Source organism: Brucella tritici, assembly GCF_008932295.1.
In the GTDB taxonomy this organism is placed as follows: Bacteria; Pseudomonadota; Alphaproteobacteria; order Rhizobiales; family Rhizobiaceae; genus Brucella; species Brucella tritici.
Genome location: NZ_WBWA01000001.1, coordinates 364,862 through 382,413 on the forward strand (window position 1 = coordinate 364,862; position 17,552 = coordinate 382,413).

Consider the following 17,552-nt stretch of genomic DNA (forward strand, 5'->3'; position numbering starts at 1 on the left):
CTCAGCGTTTGCCTCTTTTCGAGAGCGCAAAGGTGAAAATCAGGGCGATAACGAGCACGGCGCCCTTGACAAAATCCTGGGTGTAGTAAGGCGCGTTCATCATCGTCAGGCCCTGCAAAAGGATGCCGACGAAGAGCGCGCCGACGGCGGTGCCGAACGCATTCGGCTTGGCAGCACCAAGCACCGCAAAACCAATGAGCGCTGCGGCAACGGCATCGAGCAGCAGATTATTGCCTGATGCGATATCCCCGCGCCCGAGACGGGCAGCAAGCAGAATACCGCCGATTGAGGCGAAGACGCCGGAGATGATATAGGCCGAGATCTTGTAGGCATTGACCGGCGCGCCAGCGAGGCTTGCCGCGCGCTCGTTGGAGCCGACAGCGTACATCATCCGACCGAAACGGGTATATTCCAGGAAGAACCAGATGACGATGGCCAGCACGATCAGCACGACCACCGAAACAGGCACCAGATTGGGCAGGATGAAATCGAAGCGATGGCGACCGAGCGCCAGAAAGGCCGAGCTGAAGGCGCCGGTCGCGGTCGAGCCGTTGGGGAGCGTCATGCCCGTTGCAATCGAGCGTCCTTCGGTCGGGATACGCTGCAGGCCGAGCAACAGGAACATCATTCCAAGCGTCGCCAGAAGATCTGGCACGCGCATATAGACGATGATGATCCCATTGACCAAACCGACGAGCACACCGACGGCAAGGCAGACGAGTGTCGCCGTCAGGGCGTCCCCACCCATGACCACCATCACATAGGACGAAGCCATCATGGCAGTCGTTGCGACGGAGCCAATGGAAAGATCAAAGCCACCGACCACGAGCGTCGCGGTGACACCAAGTGCAAGAATGCCGGTGATCGACACGGATTGCAGGATAAAGACCGCGCTCTGGGGCGAAGCGAAACCGCCGGTCACAGCCGAGAAATAGAGCACCATGCCAGCAAGCAGCACGAGGAAGCCATATTTGATCGCGGTTTCCCGGATATTCAGGGCCGCAGGCGGGACTGCACCGGTGGCGGCGGATTTGCTCTCTTCACTTATCATCATGCACTGACCTGTTGATGGGATTGTCCGGCAATCTCGGAGAGCAGCCGCTCGACATCGATGTCGACATTGCGGTGCTCGCCCACGATAGTGTGTTCCGACATCACGAGGATGCGGTCGGCGACTTCGAAGGCTTCATCGAGTTCCGTCAGGAAAAGAATTGTGGTGCGCCCTGACGCAGAAGCGCGCAGTTTCTCACCTATGTCGCGACGAGCAGCGATATCAACACCCTGGAAGGGCTCATCGAGGATGAGCAGTCGCGATGGCTCGGAGAGCCAGCGACCAACCATGACTTTCTGCTGGTTTCCGCCCGACAATGTCTGCATCTCGTCGCGCTCGCTACGACAGACGACACCGAGCGACGAAATCTGCTGGCGCGCCGTTGCCTTCTCCGCTCGTCGGCTTGAAATGCCGAAAGTCGAAAGCCGACGTAAGAATGGCAAGCTGATATTCTCGTAGATGTTGAAATCCGGTACGATGCCGCTGATCGCACGGTCCTTGGCGACAAGGAAAACGCCTCTGGCTATCGCGTGACCAGTCGTCTTCGGTGCGTAGTTCACACCATCCAACGTCATTTCGCCCGCTTCCGGGGCGCGCGCGCCAAACAGTGTTTCCGCAAGCGCCGTTTTGCCGACGCCAACAAGACCCGTGACGGCGACGATCTCGCCATCGCCGAGATCGAAATCGAAGGGTCGCGTCTGTTCGGAAAGTTTGAGGCCCCGCACGCTGAAGACCGGGCGACTTGCGTCGCGCACGGCAACGGCGCCAGCCGACACCTTGCGCCCCAGCATGGCATTGACCGCACCCTCGTAATCGAGTACCGGCCCCTCGAAGCGACCGGTGATGCGACCATCGCGCAGCGACACGATGCTGTCGGCAAGGCGGCGAATATCCGACATGCGGTGCGAGATATAGAGAATGGCGACGCCCCGTGCCTTCAACCGATCAACAAGGTCGAACAGACGATCCGCCTCAGCACTGGAAAGCGACGATGTTGGTTCGTCGAGGATCAGCACTTTCGGTTCATGCGCCATGGCGCGCGCAATCGCCACCATCTGGCGATCCGCAAGCGTCAGGTCATTGATATTGGCCGAGAGGTCGATGGCAAGCCCCATGCGCGAGGCGACCGCCGCCGCTTCACGACGTACCCGGCGCGGATTGAAAAACAACCGCGCTCCACGCCCGTTCAACCGGTCGAGCGTGAGATTGGTCGCCACATCCAGATCGGCAACGACACCATCATTGATGTTCTGGTGCACAGTGACGACGCCAGCCCGGATCGCCTCGGCAGGCGTTGCTGGATCAAAGGCAGCATCTGCCAGCGTGATGGTACCGGCGCCCTTTGTATAGACACCGGAGAGGATGCGCACGAGCGTCGATTTTCCGGCGCCGTTGGCACCCATCAAAACCGTCACTGCGCCTGCTTTGAGGTCGAGGTCAACACCTTGCAAGACCGTCACCGGCCCAAAGGATTTGCGCACGCCCTCAATGCGAAACACTGGCTGTTCGCTCATAAATTCCTCCCACTGTCGCCACGTTAAGATAGGCTGCCATCAAATGTCAAGACCATTGACATTTGACAGAATGATGCCTTAGCTGTGGGAAAGACGGCATGGCGGCGCATGGTGGAGGCGGCCCATGCGCAGGAGGAGAGCATTATGGACAGCCACGTCTTCGAGGCGCTGAGTACAGAGACATTACCGGTTCGGCTTGGCAGCAACACCGCCCTGAAAGAGAGGGTCGGAAGCGATTCGTCGCGCTGGACCATCAGGGAAGTCGGTGACGGCAACCTCAATCTCGTTTTCATCGTCACAGGCGAAGCGGGCGCTGTGATCGTCAAACAAGCACTGCCCTATGTGCGACTTGTCGGCGAAAGCTGGCCGCTTCCGCTCAAGCGCTCCTTCTTCGAGTATCATGCCCTGAAGCGCCAAGGTGCACGCGATCCGGGCATGGTGCCGGAAGTCCTGTTCTTTGACGAAGCGCAGGCAATCATCGTCATGGAATTCCTGACACCGCACATCATTCTGCGCCGCGCTCTGATTGACGGTCGCGAACTTCCCAAGATCGGTCGTGACCTCGGCCTCTTCGTTGCTCGAACCCTTTTTCGCGGTTCCGACCTTTCCATGGCGACACGAGAAAAGAAGGCGGATGTCGCCCTGTTCTCCGATAATGTCGAGCTTTGCGACATCACGGAAAATCTCGTCTTTTCCGATCCCTATTTCGAGGCAAAGCTCAATCATCACACCACGCCGCAGCTCGATCCAATCGTGGCCGAGCTGCGCGCAGACCGTGAACTCAAGGTAGAAGCGCAGCGGTTGAAGCACATCTTCTCCGCCAAGGCCGAAACACTCTGCCATGGCGACCTGCACACCGGTTCGGTCATGGTGACCGACGACGAAACCCGCGTCATCGATCCGGAATTTGCCTTTTACGGTCCGATCAGCTTCGACGTCGGTATGCTGATCGCCAATTTCTGGATGAGCTATTTTTCACAGGCCGGTCACGAGACTACACCCGGCGCTCGCGACAGCATGCGCGCCTATCTTCTCAATACGATCGACATGCTGTGGGAAACGTTCCGCACCGAATTTGCCGCTCTGTGGCGCACGGAGCGCAAGGGCATCCTCTATCAGGCAAGTCTCTTCGAAGATCGCCAGGACCCGCTTGCCGCCGAACAGTCACTCAACATCGTCATCAATGAGATATGGCACGAAATGCTGGGCTTTGCTGGCATCGAAACCCATCGCCGCATCCTGGGCCTTGCCCATAATGCTGATTTCGAAAACATCGTCGACCCCGACCGCCGCGCTTCTTGCGAGAGCAAGGCGCTGAAGTTCGGGCGTCACCTCGCCGTCAATCGGCAGCGCATCCATAGCCTTCGGGATATCCGCGAGACAGTGGAGCGGCTTGAAAAGGAGATTCTCGCGTGAAAGTCGGAGAACGCCACTACCATACGATCTGGCTGAACGAAGACGGTCGCTCTGTTGACATCATCGACCAGCGCTGGTTGCCGCATGAATTCCGTGTCGTAACATTGAAAACTGTCGCCGATGTCGCCGATGCGATCCGCGATATGTGGGTGCGCGGTGCGCCGTTGATCGGTGTCACGGCGGCTTATGGCGTGGCTATCGCCATGGCGAAAGACTCGTCCGATGCGCATCTTGATGCCGTCTGGGAAGAGTTGAACGAGACGCGCCCGACCGCCATCAATTTGCGCTGGGCGTTGAATGCGATGCGCGACTATCTACGCCCGTTGCCGCAAGCCGAACGCGCGGATGCTGCTTACCAGCGCGCCGCCGAGATCGCCAAAGAAGATGTCGAGCTCAATCGCGCAATTGGCGCGAACGGTCTCAATGTCATTCGCAAGATTGCTGCCATGAAGAAGCAGGGCGAGCCTGTGCGCATTCTTACCCACTGCAACGCAGGCTGGCTTGCAACCGTCGATTATGGTACCGCGACCGCGCCGATCTATATGGCCGTCGAGGAAGGAATCCCGGTCCACGTCTATGTCGATGAGACGCGTCCGCGCAATCAGGGCGCCTATCTGACGGCCTGGGAAATGAATGGCCATGGCGTGCCGCACACGCTGATCGTCGACAATGCTGGCGGGCATCTGATGCAGCATGGCGATATAGACATGGTCATCGTCGGCACCGATCGCACTACGGCAAACGGTGATGTCTGCAACAAGATTGGTACCTACCTCAAAGCGCTCGCAGCACGTGACAATGATGTGCCCTTCTATGTTGCACTTCCCTCGCCAACCATCGACTGGACGGTACATGACGGCGTCAAGGAAATCCCCATAGAGGAACGGGCTGCCGACGAAGTGAGCTTCGTCCAGGGCCGTGCAGCTGACGGTTCCATTGCGAGCGTCCGCATTTCGCCGGAAGGCAGCCCCGCCGCTAACCCCGCTTTCGATGTCACCCCCGCGCGCCTTATTACAGGTCTCATCACGGAGCGCGGCATCGCCACGCCCTCGTCCGAAGGACTGAAAGCGCTCTTCCCGGAAAGGAGCTGAGACGATGGTTCTGACCAACGAAAAATCCACGGAGGATATCGCACTCGGTATTCGCCGACGGGTCTTCTTCCATACGATGAAGAACAATGGCGGCTATCTGAGCCAAGCCTGTTCCGCTGCCGAGAGCCTTGCGCTGCTTTATAATGAGTTGTTGACGCTTGGTGAACCGACCCTGCCGAAAGTACCGTTGCCTTTCGGGGGCGTACCCTCTGCCCATAATCCGGATGCTTTCACCGGTGCCGGATATCATGGCCCCGTCGGGCCAAGTTTCGACCGCTTTTTCATCTCGCCTGCCCATTATGCGCTCGTCATCTATTCCGCGCTGATTGAGATGGAACGGATGGACGAACACGCGCTTGATCATTTCAACAAAGATGGCGGTTCCGTCGAAATGATCGGTGCCGAACATAGCCCCGGCATGGAAGTAACTACGGGGTCGCTGGCGCAGGGGCTGTCTATGGCGTCAGGCGTTGCCTGGGCGCGACTGCGAAAAAAGGAGCCCGGCAAAGTCTGGGTCTATATGTCTGACGGCGAATTCCAGGAAGGCCAAACCTGGGAATGTCTCGCAGCAATGAGCTATCACAAGATCGACAACATCCGCGTCATCGTTGACGTGAACCGCCAGCAATGCGACGGGGCCATGTCCTCCGTGCTGGATCTCGGCGACCTTGCGTCCCGTGTCGCGTCCTTTGGCGTCACCTGCCGTTCGGTGGATGGCCATGATCTGGGGGCGCTACGTGCAGCCGCTGAAAGCGCAGAGTCTGGCAAGCCACTCATCATCCTCGCCAATACCTCGCCTTACCAAGGCATGGATTTCCTGAAGAAGCGCTTCCCGCGCCTGCATTATGTCCGTTTCAAGAGCGCGGAAGAGAGGCTGGAAATGCAGACGGCACTTGCCGCCGAACTCGGCATCGATCTCACTGTGATGGAAGGGGCCTGACCATGGTCGAAATCGTCAACCGCCCCTATGCCAAGGCTTTCGAAGCCTTCGCAACCGCACGCCCGGAAGTTCTGTGCCTTTCTGCTGACCTCACTTCTTCCTGTGAGGTCGACGGCTTTCGCGACCGGCATCCGGAGCAATTTCTCACCCTCGGCATGGCCGAACAGAACATGCTCTCCTTCGCTGGCGGCCTCGCCATGCAGGGCTACCGGCCATTCATCCATACCTTCTCGGTTTTCCTTTATCGCCGCCCGTATGACCAGCTGATCAACTCGATTGCCTATTCCAATCGCAAGGTGCGTTTGATGGGGTTCCTTCCCGGCATCACCACGCCGGGTGGCATTACGCATCAGGCGATTGAGGATATTGCCGTGTTACGCGCAGTGCCAAATATGACGATCCTCGAAACAGGCGATGCGACAGAAGTTGAGACCGTACTGGAAGTCGCCGACAGCATCGACGGTCCGGTCTATGTACGCATCCTACGCGGCGAAGTGCCCCGTCTGTTCTCAACGCCCTTTGAATTCAACAAGCTGCGTACGCTTTCGGAAGGTGAAGATATTCTCGTCGTCTCTTCCGGCGTATGTACCGAAGAAGCCCTGCGGGCCACCGGCCCACTCGCCGCGCGTGGTGTGGGCATCCATCATCTTCACGCCTCGACGCTAAAGCCATTCGACAGGGACGGCCTCCTGAAAGCCGCGCGTGGCAAGAAGGGCATCGTTACGCTGGAGAACCACACAATCGTCGGCGGCCTCGGCTCGCTGGTTGCGGAAACCCTTGCGGAAGAAGGGCTCGGCATCCGCCTCAAGCGTCTTGGCCTCAACGATACGTTTGCGCACGGTGCATCGAAGCCATATCTCATGAAGAAATATGGGCTTGACGCAGGCGCTCTGGTTTCAGCAATTGAAGGGCTTCTCGGCAAGAAGCTCGCTATCGGAGAGGAGGAACTGGCGGAAGTTCGCTTCGATCATGTGCATTCTGCACAGAAGGCCGAGGCGCTCTGATGGCGCCGCGCTTTACAGTCACCTATTTTGTGCGCGCCGCCGACGAAGCGGAGGCCAAGGCGCGCGCACTCGATATTGCGCTGGAACAGACTGTAGAAATTCCACGCAACGTCGTGCCGAAAGGCTATGTCGAAGACGAGATACTCGGTCGGCTGGAAAGCCTGTACAAAGCCCCCGAAGGCAAGCCGGGTTTTCTCGCCGCAATTTCCTATTCGGAGGATGATGTCGGCGGAGATTTCCTGCAATTTCTCAACATCATCTTCGGCAATAGCTCAATCAAGCCGGGCATCAAGGTCGAGGATATCGACCTGTCGCCGGGTCTGCTTGATCTGTGCAAGGGACCGCGCCACGGCATCGAAGGCTTGCGGGCTCGGGCTGGCGTGGGCCAAAAGCCGTTGCTGATGTCAGCCATCAAGCCGGTCGGCCTTTCGACTGCGGCCCTTGCCCGCCTCGCTCATGATTTTGCGCTGGGCGGCATGCATTTTGTGAAGGATGACCACGGCCTTGTCGACCAGAAAACGGCCCCCTTCGGGGAGCGGCTTAAGGCATGTGTCGACGCTATCGGCGAGGCGAATGCAAAAAGCGGCGGTCGCACGAGTTTCGTTCCCAACATCACGGGTCCTGCAACTGCGATCATCGAGCGGGCAAGACAGGCGCAGGAATACGGCGCAGGGGGCGTCATGATCGCTCCGGCCCTCGCAGGCTACGACGTCGTGCGTACACTTGCCAGCGACCCGAACTTTTCCCTGCCCATCGTCTCGCATCCAGCCTTTTCCGGTGCCAACGTCGTCTCACCCGATTGTGGCTTCTCGCACCGCGCCTTTTTCGGCACGCTGCACCGTCTGATGGGCGCGGACGCCGTGGTCTATCCGAATTTCGGCGGACGCTTCGGCTTTACCCGCGCGGAATGCCAGTCGATCGCAAAGGCCTGTGCCGTTGATATGGGTGGCCCGAAGGCCATCGTCGCGGCACCCGGCGGTGGCATGACTTTCGCCCGCATCCCTGAAATGCGCGATGCCTACGGCAACGATGTCATGTACCTCGTCGGCGGTGCGTTGCTATCGGAACCAGATCTGGTCAGCGCCTGCAGACGCCTGGTTGCCGCAACGACGTGAACAATATCGAAGTGCCGACCGCATTGGCACTTCCGCGAATTGTTTATCCCGATCGAGAATCTAGAGCATTTCCTGTTTTGATTAAATCATTAGAAATGCTCTGTCTTTTTGCTTTTCCGCATGTCTCGGCAATACGACTATTACTGACGACAAATATTTTTGCTTCGCGGGCCAAATCGCAACCGGAGTATTTCGACCTTCTATTATCGCAAAGTAGCCTTTTCCTTCTCGCGTTGCGGATGACGTGATGAAAGAGCTTCGGCATGCTTGCCCCGCCCCGTAGCTCGAAGCCGTTCGAGATAGGCAGGGAGTTCACCCAGCGTATGATAGGGACCGCCTTCACGCAAAACAGTCATAAGAGGATCGATATCCTGGTCGCTACGTTCGGCCATTGTACCGTGCCATTCATCGAGCAGACGGCTGGCATACGCGACGATATCCGGGCAGCTTTGGGATAGATCCTTCTGCTCATGCGGATCGGATGTGAGATTGAACAGCGTGACAGGCCCGAAATCCTTCAGCCCGTCATGCCATGTCCGCAGCATCAACCAATCTTCGTCCAGATGCCGGAAACGCACACCGCGCTGTACGGCCCATGCGCCTTGGCTGAGCACGAGGTAATCGCGTCCACCATTCTCGCCTTGACGCATTGCAGGTGCGAACGACTTTCCGTCCCAAACCGACGGCACTTTTCCGCCCAACCCGTCAATCAATGTTGCAGGCCAATCGAAATGATAGTGCAGTCCGTGATTTACGCCCGGAGCCTGCCCCGGCCAGCGAATGATGAGTGGTACGTTGCAGGTGAATTCATCCGCCGTCTGATGGTCTCCCCAAACATTCAGTTCACCCAGATTTTCACCGTGATCGGCACTGATCACAATGATCGTGTCATCATAAAGACCATGTTGCTTCAATGCTGCGATCAAATGGCCGATATGCTCATCTGCGTAGCGGACACCGGCATCATAACCGTTGAACCAGGCCGAAGCTTTCTCCATTGAGTTTATAGGAGCTGGCATTCTGGTGTAATGCGCATGTGGATTGTCTGCAGAAAACCCGGTCGGTTCCTGTGGGCTGTGCGGACCATACCCAGCAATGCTTCTTGCCAGAACCTCCTCTGTCATCCAATCGGGCAGCGGCTCACCGGCAAAGGGTTCACCCCATTCCTCCGGCACGCGATAAGGGGTATGCGGGTCCCACAGATTGACATGCAGGAACCATTTGCGTGACTTGTTGCGTGCAATCCAGTCTATAGCCAGTGGCACGATTTCGTCGGCATTTTCCATGCCACCCTTGCCGCAGTTCATGACTTCATTGAAACCGGCATACCAGTGCCAGCAGCCATGGCGCTCACCAAAGCTCGATATGGTGGTGGTATGATAATCTAGATCACGTAGAGCTTTCATCCAGCCTTCTTCATAGAAGGTGCCTGCCCATGCACGACTCGCACCTTCCCGAAAAGGCTCGCAGGCCGTGCCTCCATGGCCAACCACCCCTGTGCGAAAACCGTGCCTGCCCGACCACAGCGCGGTGCGCGACGGATGACAGGGAACATCCGAAACATAGATATTTTCAAACCGTACGCCTTCTCGCGCGATAGCGTCGATAACCGGCGACGTATTGCGATGATAACCGTAGCAGCCCAGATGATCGCGGCGCAGGCTGTCAATGTCGATATAGAGGACGTTCATTGTGGATTTCCTGTAGGCAAAAGAGAGGGCGGGGAAAGCCCCGACGGGCATGGGTTTGAGCGGCTCTGAACTATCTGCACAATTCAAAGCCGCTCCGGGATCCGCCGTCTGCGCGTGGTTCGTTTCGCGCAGACGGCGACTCGTCATTTCGCAGCGAAATAATCGGCCAGATAATAGTCTTTCGGATCAAGCGGGCTTTCCAGTTTGCCGAAGGTAACGAACATCTCGGCCATGCCCGACAGCCAGCCATTAACCGATCCGTCGCCGGTGAGCTTGACCAGTTCTTCACTCGTCAGCGACTTTCCGTTTTTGGCTTCCGTCTCCAGATTGGCCTTTTCGATTTGGAGAAACTTTGCCGTAATGTCGACGGACTGCTCCGGATTTGCAGTGCGGAAATCCTCGGCTTCCTTGATGACCGCGATCATACGCTTCACCGCCTCTGGATTTTCGGTCACGATCTCGTTGCGCGCGATGAACGCGCTTGGAAACGTTTTCTCCGGAAAGAAGTCGCTATTGGCCGCCAGCTCCACCATACCGGGAACATGTTCCTTGATCGTGCCAATCAACGGATACCAAATGCCCGCAGCGTCGATTTGTTTGGAAGCAAAGGCCGATACGACCGTAGATGGGTCCATCTTGACGACCTGAACATCATCCAGCTTCATCCCTGCCTTGCCTAGAGCGAGCCGGAGCAGCATATCGCCAGAGGTGCCTTCTGGGACACCAATCTTCTTGTCCTTCAGGTCGGCCATCGACTTGAAGCCCTCCTGCGCGATCACCCGATCTGAAAACCCCACCGAATTGATGGCCACAATCTTGGCCTTGCCACTCGCAGGCAACCACAACGCGCCGGGGCCGATATAGCCGAAATCAAGGCTACCGGCACCAAGTGCCTGTACCTGAATGGGGCCGTTGGTAAATACCCGCGTGTCAGCTTCAAGACCGTGCTTCTCCCAAAGCCCCTGCTCGCTGGCAATCGCCGTGATGCTGGTGCCCCAGTAATCCGCAATATAACCGACACGCACTGGAATATTGTTGGCAAGGGCAGCGGCGGGCAGAAGGGTTAATGCTAAGCTCATTGCAAGAAAAGCGCGTCTTTTCATCTGGTCATCTCCTCATTATTGACCGTGTGACGATTGTTGGCCTGTTTGTGGCTTCTGATGGTAGACGGCATGCCAGACGCTGTTACGGATGGCTGCAAATTCCGGGGAAAGACGAATGGCCTCGGTGCGCGGATATGGGAGATCAACCGGAATGATCTGATCCAGCCTGCCAGGACGGGCCGCCATGACGATGACGCGATTTGCGAGATAAACCGCCTCATCCACATCATGGGTGATAAACATCACCGTGCGCTGCTCGCGGCTCCAGGCGTCAAGCAACTGGTCCTGCATATGTACACGCGTCAGCGCGTCAAGCGCGCCGAACGGTTCGTCCATCAGCAGGATTTCAGGTGCGGCAGCGTAAGCACGCGCAATGGCGCAGCGCTGCTTCATGCCACCTGACAAGGCTTTCGGCAGAGCATCGGCAAAATCCGCAAGGCCGACCAGAGACAGGTAATGATCGGAGATCTCGCGCCGCTTCGCGCGCGACATGCCTGCAATGCTGAGGCCGAATTCAACGTTCTGACGCACGGTGAGCCAGGGAAACAGCGCATATTGCTGAAAAATGACTCCACGCTCCGGCCCGGGACCAGCAACCGGCTTGTCACCAACAAGAATATCACCGCTCGACGGTCGCAAAAGCCCGGCCGCAATATTCATTGCAGTGGATTTTCCGCAACCGGACGGACCTACCACCGTTACGAATTCACCATCGGCAATATCGAGGTTCAGCCGATCCAGAGCGAGAAAGCCGCCATAGTGCATCACTACGTTGTTGAAGGATATTTTAGGTGTCATGCCCGCTCCTGCCATTGTGTCAGGCGACGGTCAGCCGCCTGAAGCAGCCGATCCATGAACAGCCCGAGGATACCAATTGTGACAAGGCTCACGAAAATGGTCGGCAGATCGTAGTAGAGCTGCGCCTGTTGCATGCGATATCCAAGTCCCGACTGGGCCGCGATCAGTTCAGCAGCGACCACAGTTGCCCAGGCAGACCCAAGTCCGATGCGCACGCCCACCAGAATGAAAGGAACAGACGCGGGGACAATCACGCGGGCGAAGATTGTCGCATCCTTCGCACCCAGCACCCGAGCGGCGTTGATAAGCGTACGGTCCACACTGATTACACCCTGATAGGTAGCCACAACAGAAGACAGAAACGATGCAAGAAAGATGACGAAAATCTTTGGCGATTCATCAATGCCCAGTGTCACGATGGCCAGCGGAATCACTGCCAGTGGCGGAATCATTCGGAAGAACTGAACCCACGGCTCGATCAGGCTGCGCGCAATACGATACCACCCCATGAGAAAGCCTACAGGTATAGCAAGCGCCACGCCCAGCACGAAGCCAGAGAGAACCCGGCGCAGACTGGCGAATATGTCTCCCACGAGCTGGCCGTTCAGAAGCAGAGCCATTGCCCGATTGAGCACATCGACCGGACCAGGCAACACCACCGCACCCGTTGCCGTGAGGAGGTGCCAGCATCCTATCCCCACTGCAAAGGAAAGAAGATTAAGGCCGAGGCCTGTCATACGTGCGTTCATCGGGATACTCCCGAGTAAAACAAGTGGTCCAATGCAACTGCAGCTGCGCCCACTGCACCAGCATTATCTCCGAAACCGCCGCGTTCTATCCGCAAGACATTGCGCATATGCGGCAGCACCCGTGGCGGCAGGTCGCATCGCAAACGCTCGTAGAAAGCCTCCGGCGCTTCCGCAAAATGCCCACCGAGCACGATCAAATCCGGTGTCAGCAGATTGACCGCATTGGCAAGCGCAGTTGTAAAGTGGCCAGCAACTTCATCATGCAGTACCGGATCACGTGCGACCGCCGCAAGAAGCGGTTCCCCGCCGTCAGCTCCACGCTCGCGCAACACGCGTTCTGAAACAAAAGTTTCCAGACAGCCGCGATTGCCGCAGGCACAAAGCGCACCCTGTGGGTCGATCTGGATGTGCCCCAGCTCCACCGCCCCATGACCGCCGGGGCGGAACGGCATGCCGTCTACCACCAGACCCGCTCCGAGACCCGTGCGCAGATAAACATAAAGGACAGCCGGACAGCCCTGCCCTATGCCATAATGGGCCTCGGCCAAAGCCATGGCCGTAACATTCTGTTCGACCACGGTTGGAATATTCAGTTCGGCTTCCATTGCATCGGCGAAAGCGACATCGCGCCAGCCGGTATTAATCGACAATAAATTGCGACGGCGCGCCTGATCGACCGGCCCTGGAACACCCATGCCGATGCCGACGAGGCTACCCAGAGAAATACCCTTGCTCCGTACGAGATCACGCAGAACATCGGCTATCTGATGCGTCAGTTTCAGCGGATTATCGTTTGCAGCGTGATCAAAGGTAGCGCTTGTAATCACCTGTGCCGTCAGATCGCAAATTGCCACCTGCACAACCTCAGCGCCGACATGCACGCCAGCAACATAATGAGCCGACGGAACCAGACGCACACTGACTGGCGGCCTGCCTGGTGCCAACGATCCGGAAGGCAGAACAGGAGCTTCGGTTTCGGCAATACAACCATCCTTGAGCAGTTGCGCGGTGAGATGCGTGAGGGTCGTAGCTGACAATCCGCAACGCCGCGCCAGTTCGGCGCGCGATTGCGGCCCCTCATCACGCAGGATTTTTAACACCATGCCGAGGTGTATGCTCATGCGACCCCTCCCTATTTATTTTCTAAAGTTGAGTAAATAAATAGAGGAGTCAACCGAATTCTCTCTAACAATGCTTTTTGCTGTTTCAATGAGTGCTATAAGCGGGTTTCGGCAGTTCCGCTGGCCGCCTATCCTGCAGCGCTCTGCCCAGCAGTAATAGACAGCCAAGATTACACCCGGAACGGACTTTCACATGGTCGATCCCGAGGTAACTTGAGAGATATGATGTCAAAGTTATTCGCCTCTTAAGCAGACCCAGCCCAAATTTACTGATGTAGTAGCCAACGATTGTGGCAGGCCGTCTGACCTTTCAGCCTTCGAGTGGAATGCGCTTACACTTCACCTTAGCCGCCAGTACAGGCGGAAGGCGCAGCTCGCCCTATACCCCATGAAAGGCGCCCCTGCACAATGGTCAGCGTCCGCTTGCCATTCGAAAAGGTCGTACCTTTTTTCCCCACGGCAGGTAGATCAATAGCCGTTTTTCCATTGACAGATACAGAAGCCCGATCCCCGAAAAGGCGCACCGCCAGATGGGTACCGTCCTTACATTTATAGTTGCTGACGGGGTAAGGATTGCCCCCGCCGATTGATGCACCGAACGCGGAATGGCCAAAGGTTACAAGTGTCAGGACGCAAAGTGCTACGATCAACGGATTTTTCAACGCGACAATCCTCCGAAATGAGAACGTACCATAGAGTGAAGCATACTATATTGCATTCCAAGCGAGTTTAACGGATTTCGCTCAGAATTCTCGCACCTGTCGTTCAATCCGCTGACGAGTTATCCTGTCCGGAAGCGTGCCGCACCGAAATTGTAGTAGCAACTGATCGGCGCGTTTATTTGCTGCACTGAACCGCCGTCGCGAAAAACTACTGTGGTTGTCCGACAATTTTCTCCCGCCGGAACCAGCGACGGCTTGCCAGTCGGTCGATCTCCACGAATATCACCGGTGTGATAAACAGTGTCAGCACCTGGCTTAAAATCAGACCACCCACGACCGCTACACCGAGCGGCTGGCGCAGCTCCGAACCTTGTCCATGACCGAGTGCGACGGGCACCGCCGCAAGAAGCGCACAGAAAGTCGTCATCATGATCGGGCGAAACCGTCGAATGGCGGCAAGATGGATGGCGTCGTCCGGTGCACGATTTTCATCCCGTTTCAGTGTCAGGGCGACGTCCACCATCATGATCGCGTTTTTCTTCACAATGCCGATCAGCATGAGAAGACCTATAAGCGCTATGATCGAAAGATCGAACCCGAAAAGCTGCAATGTCGCCAGCGCACCAAAAGCCGCCGATGGCAGGCCGGACAGGATTGTCAGCGGATGGGCGAAACTTTCGTAAAGAACACCCAGAACGATATAGATCGTTGCGATCGCCGCGAAGATGAGAAGCCCCATGTTTCCGGTCGATTGAGCAAATATCTGCGCCGCACCGGACGGACGCATTGTAACGGAAACCGGCATGCCGATCTCGTTACGCAGGCTTTCCAGACGATCTGTCGCTGTACCAAGGGAAACACCTGCTGGCAGGTTGTAGGAGAGCGTGACAGAAGCGAGCTGACCGGACTGATTGACCGTTACCGGACCATTTGTCCGGGAGATCGTCGCAAAACTTGCAAGCGGAACAAGCACGCCTGACGCGGATGGAACACGAAGTGCGCCCAGCATCGTCTCATCCCAAGGCCTGCTCTGGTCAAGTTCGATGATGACATCATAACTGTTGCCAGTTGTCTGTATCTGCGACACCGTGAGTGTCCCATAAGCTGCTTCCAGCGTCTTGCGGATTGCTTCCGAAGTTATGCCGAGGCTTCCCGCCTTGTCGTCGTCAATATCAATGTGAGCCTGTAGCGCATTGTCCTGCAGGTCGGAAGCGACATCAACGAAAGTGCCCGGCTCGGCTTTCATCGCGTCGCCAAGCTTTTGCGACCAGGAACGCGCTTCGTTGGCATCTAGCGATTGCAAAACGATCTGATACTGGCTTTGCGTGCTACGGCCGCCAAAGCGCAAGCTCTGTACCGGGGTGAGATATGCAGTCAGCCCCGGAAGACCGGCAAGTTTCTTCCGAAGTTCACTCAGCGTCTGGTCTAGCGGCGGGCGCGCATCTCGCGCTTTAAGCTGTACAAACATGGAGCCTGTATTGAATGTCGAACCACCCGGCCCACTTCCAAGTGACGCCGTAACATGCTCAACCGCAGGATTGTCAGAAACGATGGCGGCCGCCTGCTTCTGCAATTCGTTCATTCCCTGATAGGAGATGTCCTGTCTGGCCTGGGTTGAGATGGTCACCAGTCCCGTATCTTCCTGTGGGAAGAAGCTGCGTGGCAATGTCATGAACGACCATACCGAACCAAAGAAACTCAGCACGAAAAGCAACATCACCAGAAGCCGATGTCGGAGACACCAGCCAACAGCGCGTCCGTAGCCTGCGGTCACCCGGTCGAACATTTGCGCGATGCGTCCGGGTTCTGCCTGTTTGTGCGGCAGACGGGCAGCAAGCATGGGCGTGACCGTCAGTGAGACCAGCGCCGAGGACAGAATTGCCAGCGTGACCACCATGCCGAATTCGTTCAGCACCCGACCAACGATACCGCCCATCAGAAGGATCGGCAAAAAGACGGCAACCAGCGACAGCGACATGGAAATGATTGTACCTGTCACTTCCTGACTGCCGACAACAGCTGCCTGAAAAGGGGGTAGTCCCTCCTCCACGTGACGGACGATATTCTCAAGCATCACGATGGCGTCGTCGACAACCAAGCCCACTGCCAACGTCAGCGCCAATAGCGAAATATTGTCGATGGAGAATCCGAGGGCATACATCGCTGCAAATGTCGTGACTAGAGAAAGCGGAACCGCCAGCCCTGGGATCATCGTCGCCCAGAACTGCCCCAGAAACAGGAAAATCACCAACACCACAAGACCGATGGTTATGGCCAGTGTTGTTTGAACATCTGCGACCGCTGCACGGATCGATGCTGAAGCATCGTTGACGACCGCAATATGCATCTGTGCAGGCAGCGCCGTCTCGATTTCAGGAAGCTTGGCGCGGATCGCATCGACAACAGCCACAGTATTCGAACCGGGCTGGCGCTGAACCGCCAGAGCGATCGTTTGCTTCCCATCCAGCCAGCTACCCTGATTGACGTTATCCACGCTATCCAGCACCATGGCTACATCGGACAGACGGACGATACGGTTACCACTGCCTGCAACGATCAAGTCCTTGAACTCCGCCGCATTCGTGCGCTGAGTTTTGGCATTAACCGTTAGTGCTTGCGAGCTGTTCTGCAGCGTGCCGACCGGAGTCTGGTCATTCGCTGCAGCAATGGTATCGCCGAGGCCCGATAGCGACAGATTTCGGCTATCGAGTTTGTCAGGATCCACTTCCACGCGGACCGCGTAGGTCTTAGAACCATAAACCTGCGCCTGTGCCACACCCGAGATAGTCGACAAGGCTGGGGAGATAATGTTCTGCGCGATATCATCCATCTGGGTCAGCCGCGCGCCGTCGCTTGTCAGGGCCAGAATGATAACAGGCGCGTCAGCGGGGTTTGCCTTGCGATAGCTCGGTGGCGTGGTGAGATTATCCGGCAGTTGTCGTTGCGCGCGCGTAATGGCCGCCTGTACATCTGCTGCTGCTGCATCGATATTGCGTGTCAGGTCGAACTGCAACGTAATCGACGTGTTTCCAAGCGATGATGTGGCGCTGATCGTATCGATACCTGCAATCGTCTCAAACTGCTTGATAAGCGGTGTTGCGACGGAAGAGGCCATCGTGTCAGGCGACGCGCCAGCGAGTTGGGCGGAGACGTTGATGGTCGGAAAGTCCGCTTCAGGCAATGCCGCGACTGGTAACTGATAGTAAGCCGCAATCCCGCCGATCAACCCGCCAATCATCAGAAGGATGGTCGCTACCGGGCGACGAATGAAGACCTCGGAAATATTCATTGCCAGTC

Annotated in this window: 13 protein-coding genes; 5 read left to right on the plus strand and 8 right to left on the minus strand. The window is 57.0% G+C overall.

Features of this window, described 5'->3' with window-relative positions:
- Window position 1: 1 nt before the first annotated feature.
- A complete protein-coding gene (locus tag F9K91_RS01620) occupies window positions 2–1,051 on the minus strand; it encodes an ABC transporter permease (protein WP_208852674.1) in 1,050 nt (349 codons plus the stop codon).
- On the minus strand, window positions 1,051–2,565 hold the full coding sequence (locus F9K91_RS01625; RefSeq protein ID WP_151651299.1) for a sugar ABC transporter ATP-binding protein: 1,515 nt from the start codon (window positions 2,563–2,565) through the stop codon (window positions 1,051–1,053). The genes F9K91_RS01620 and F9K91_RS01625 overlap by 1 nt, the downstream gene beginning before the upstream one ends.
- 144 nt (window positions 2,566–2,709) lie before the next feature.
- Between F9K91_RS01625 and mtnK the strand changes: the two genes are divergently transcribed.
- Genes mtnK through F9K91_RS01650 form a run of 5 tightly spaced genes read left to right on the plus strand, consistent with a single transcriptional unit; the run spans window position 2,710 to window position 8,131 of the window.
- Window positions 2,710–3,981, plus strand: coding sequence for an S-methyl-5-thioribose kinase (mtnK, locus tag F9K91_RS01630; RefSeq protein ID WP_151677025.1), 1,272 nt, complete (start codon window positions 2,710–2,712; stop codon window positions 3,979–3,981).
- A complete protein-coding gene (mtnA, locus tag F9K91_RS01635; protein WP_151677026.1) occupies window positions 3,978–5,072 on the plus strand; it encodes an S-methyl-5-thioribose-1-phosphate isomerase in 1,095 nt (364 codons plus the stop codon). The genes mtnK and mtnA overlap by 4 nt, the downstream gene beginning before the upstream one ends.
- 4 nt (window positions 5,073–5,076) lie before the next feature.
- Entirely contained in the window at window positions 5,077–6,012 is a 936-nt protein-coding gene (locus F9K91_RS01640) for a transketolase (protein WP_151651300.1), read from the plus strand.
- 2 nt (window positions 6,013–6,014) lie between these two features.
- The gene (locus F9K91_RS01645) at window positions 6,015–7,016 is read left to right on the plus strand and encodes a transketolase family protein (RefSeq protein WP_151677027.1); all 1,002 of its coding nucleotides are present in this window, start codon (window positions 6,015–6,017) and stop codon (window positions 7,014–7,016) included.
- Window positions 7,016–8,131, plus strand: coding sequence for a RuBisCO large subunit C-terminal-like domain-containing protein (locus F9K91_RS01650; RefSeq protein WP_151677028.1), 1,116 nt, complete (start codon window positions 7,016–7,018; stop codon window positions 8,129–8,131). The genes F9K91_RS01645 and F9K91_RS01650 overlap by 1 nt, the downstream gene beginning before the upstream one ends.
- 203 nt (window positions 8,132–8,334) lie before the next feature.
- Here F9K91_RS01650 and F9K91_RS01655 read toward each other — a convergent pair whose 3' ends face one another.
- From F9K91_RS01655 to F9K91_RS01685, 6 genes are all read right to left on the minus strand, one after another.
- On the minus strand, window positions 8,335–9,822 hold the full coding sequence (locus F9K91_RS01655; protein ID WP_151677029.1) for a sulfatase: 1,488 nt from the start codon (window positions 9,820–9,822) through the stop codon (window positions 8,335–8,337).
- A gap of 143 nt (window positions 9,823–9,965) precedes the next feature.
- A complete protein-coding gene (locus F9K91_RS01660; protein WP_151651304.1) occupies window positions 9,966–10,925 on the minus strand; it encodes an aliphatic sulfonate ABC transporter substrate-binding protein in 960 nt (319 codons plus the stop codon).
- A gap of 15 nt (window positions 10,926–10,940) precedes the next feature.
- Window positions 10,941–11,723 (minus strand): ABC transporter ATP-binding protein, encoded by a 783-nt coding sequence (locus F9K91_RS01665; protein ID WP_151556314.1) that lies wholly within the window; start codon window positions 11,721–11,723, stop codon window positions 10,941–10,943.
- Window positions 11,720–12,472, minus strand: a complete 753-nt coding sequence (locus F9K91_RS01670) for an ABC transporter permease (RefSeq protein WP_151677030.1) — start codon at window positions 12,470–12,472, stop codon at window positions 11,720–11,722. The genes F9K91_RS01665 and F9K91_RS01670 overlap by 4 nt, the downstream gene beginning before the upstream one ends.
- Complete coding sequence (locus F9K91_RS01675) at window positions 12,469–13,593, minus strand: ROK family transcriptional regulator (RefSeq protein WP_151556312.1); 1,125 nt, start codon at window positions 13,591–13,593, stop codon at window positions 12,469–12,471. The genes F9K91_RS01670 and F9K91_RS01675 overlap by 4 nt, the downstream gene beginning before the upstream one ends.
- An 870-nt stretch (window positions 13,594–14,463) precedes the next feature.
- Entirely contained in the window at window positions 14,464–17,544 is a 3,081-nt protein-coding gene (locus tag F9K91_RS01685) for an efflux RND transporter permease subunit (protein WP_151677031.1), read from the minus strand.
- Window positions 17,545–17,552: the final 8 nt, after the last annotated feature.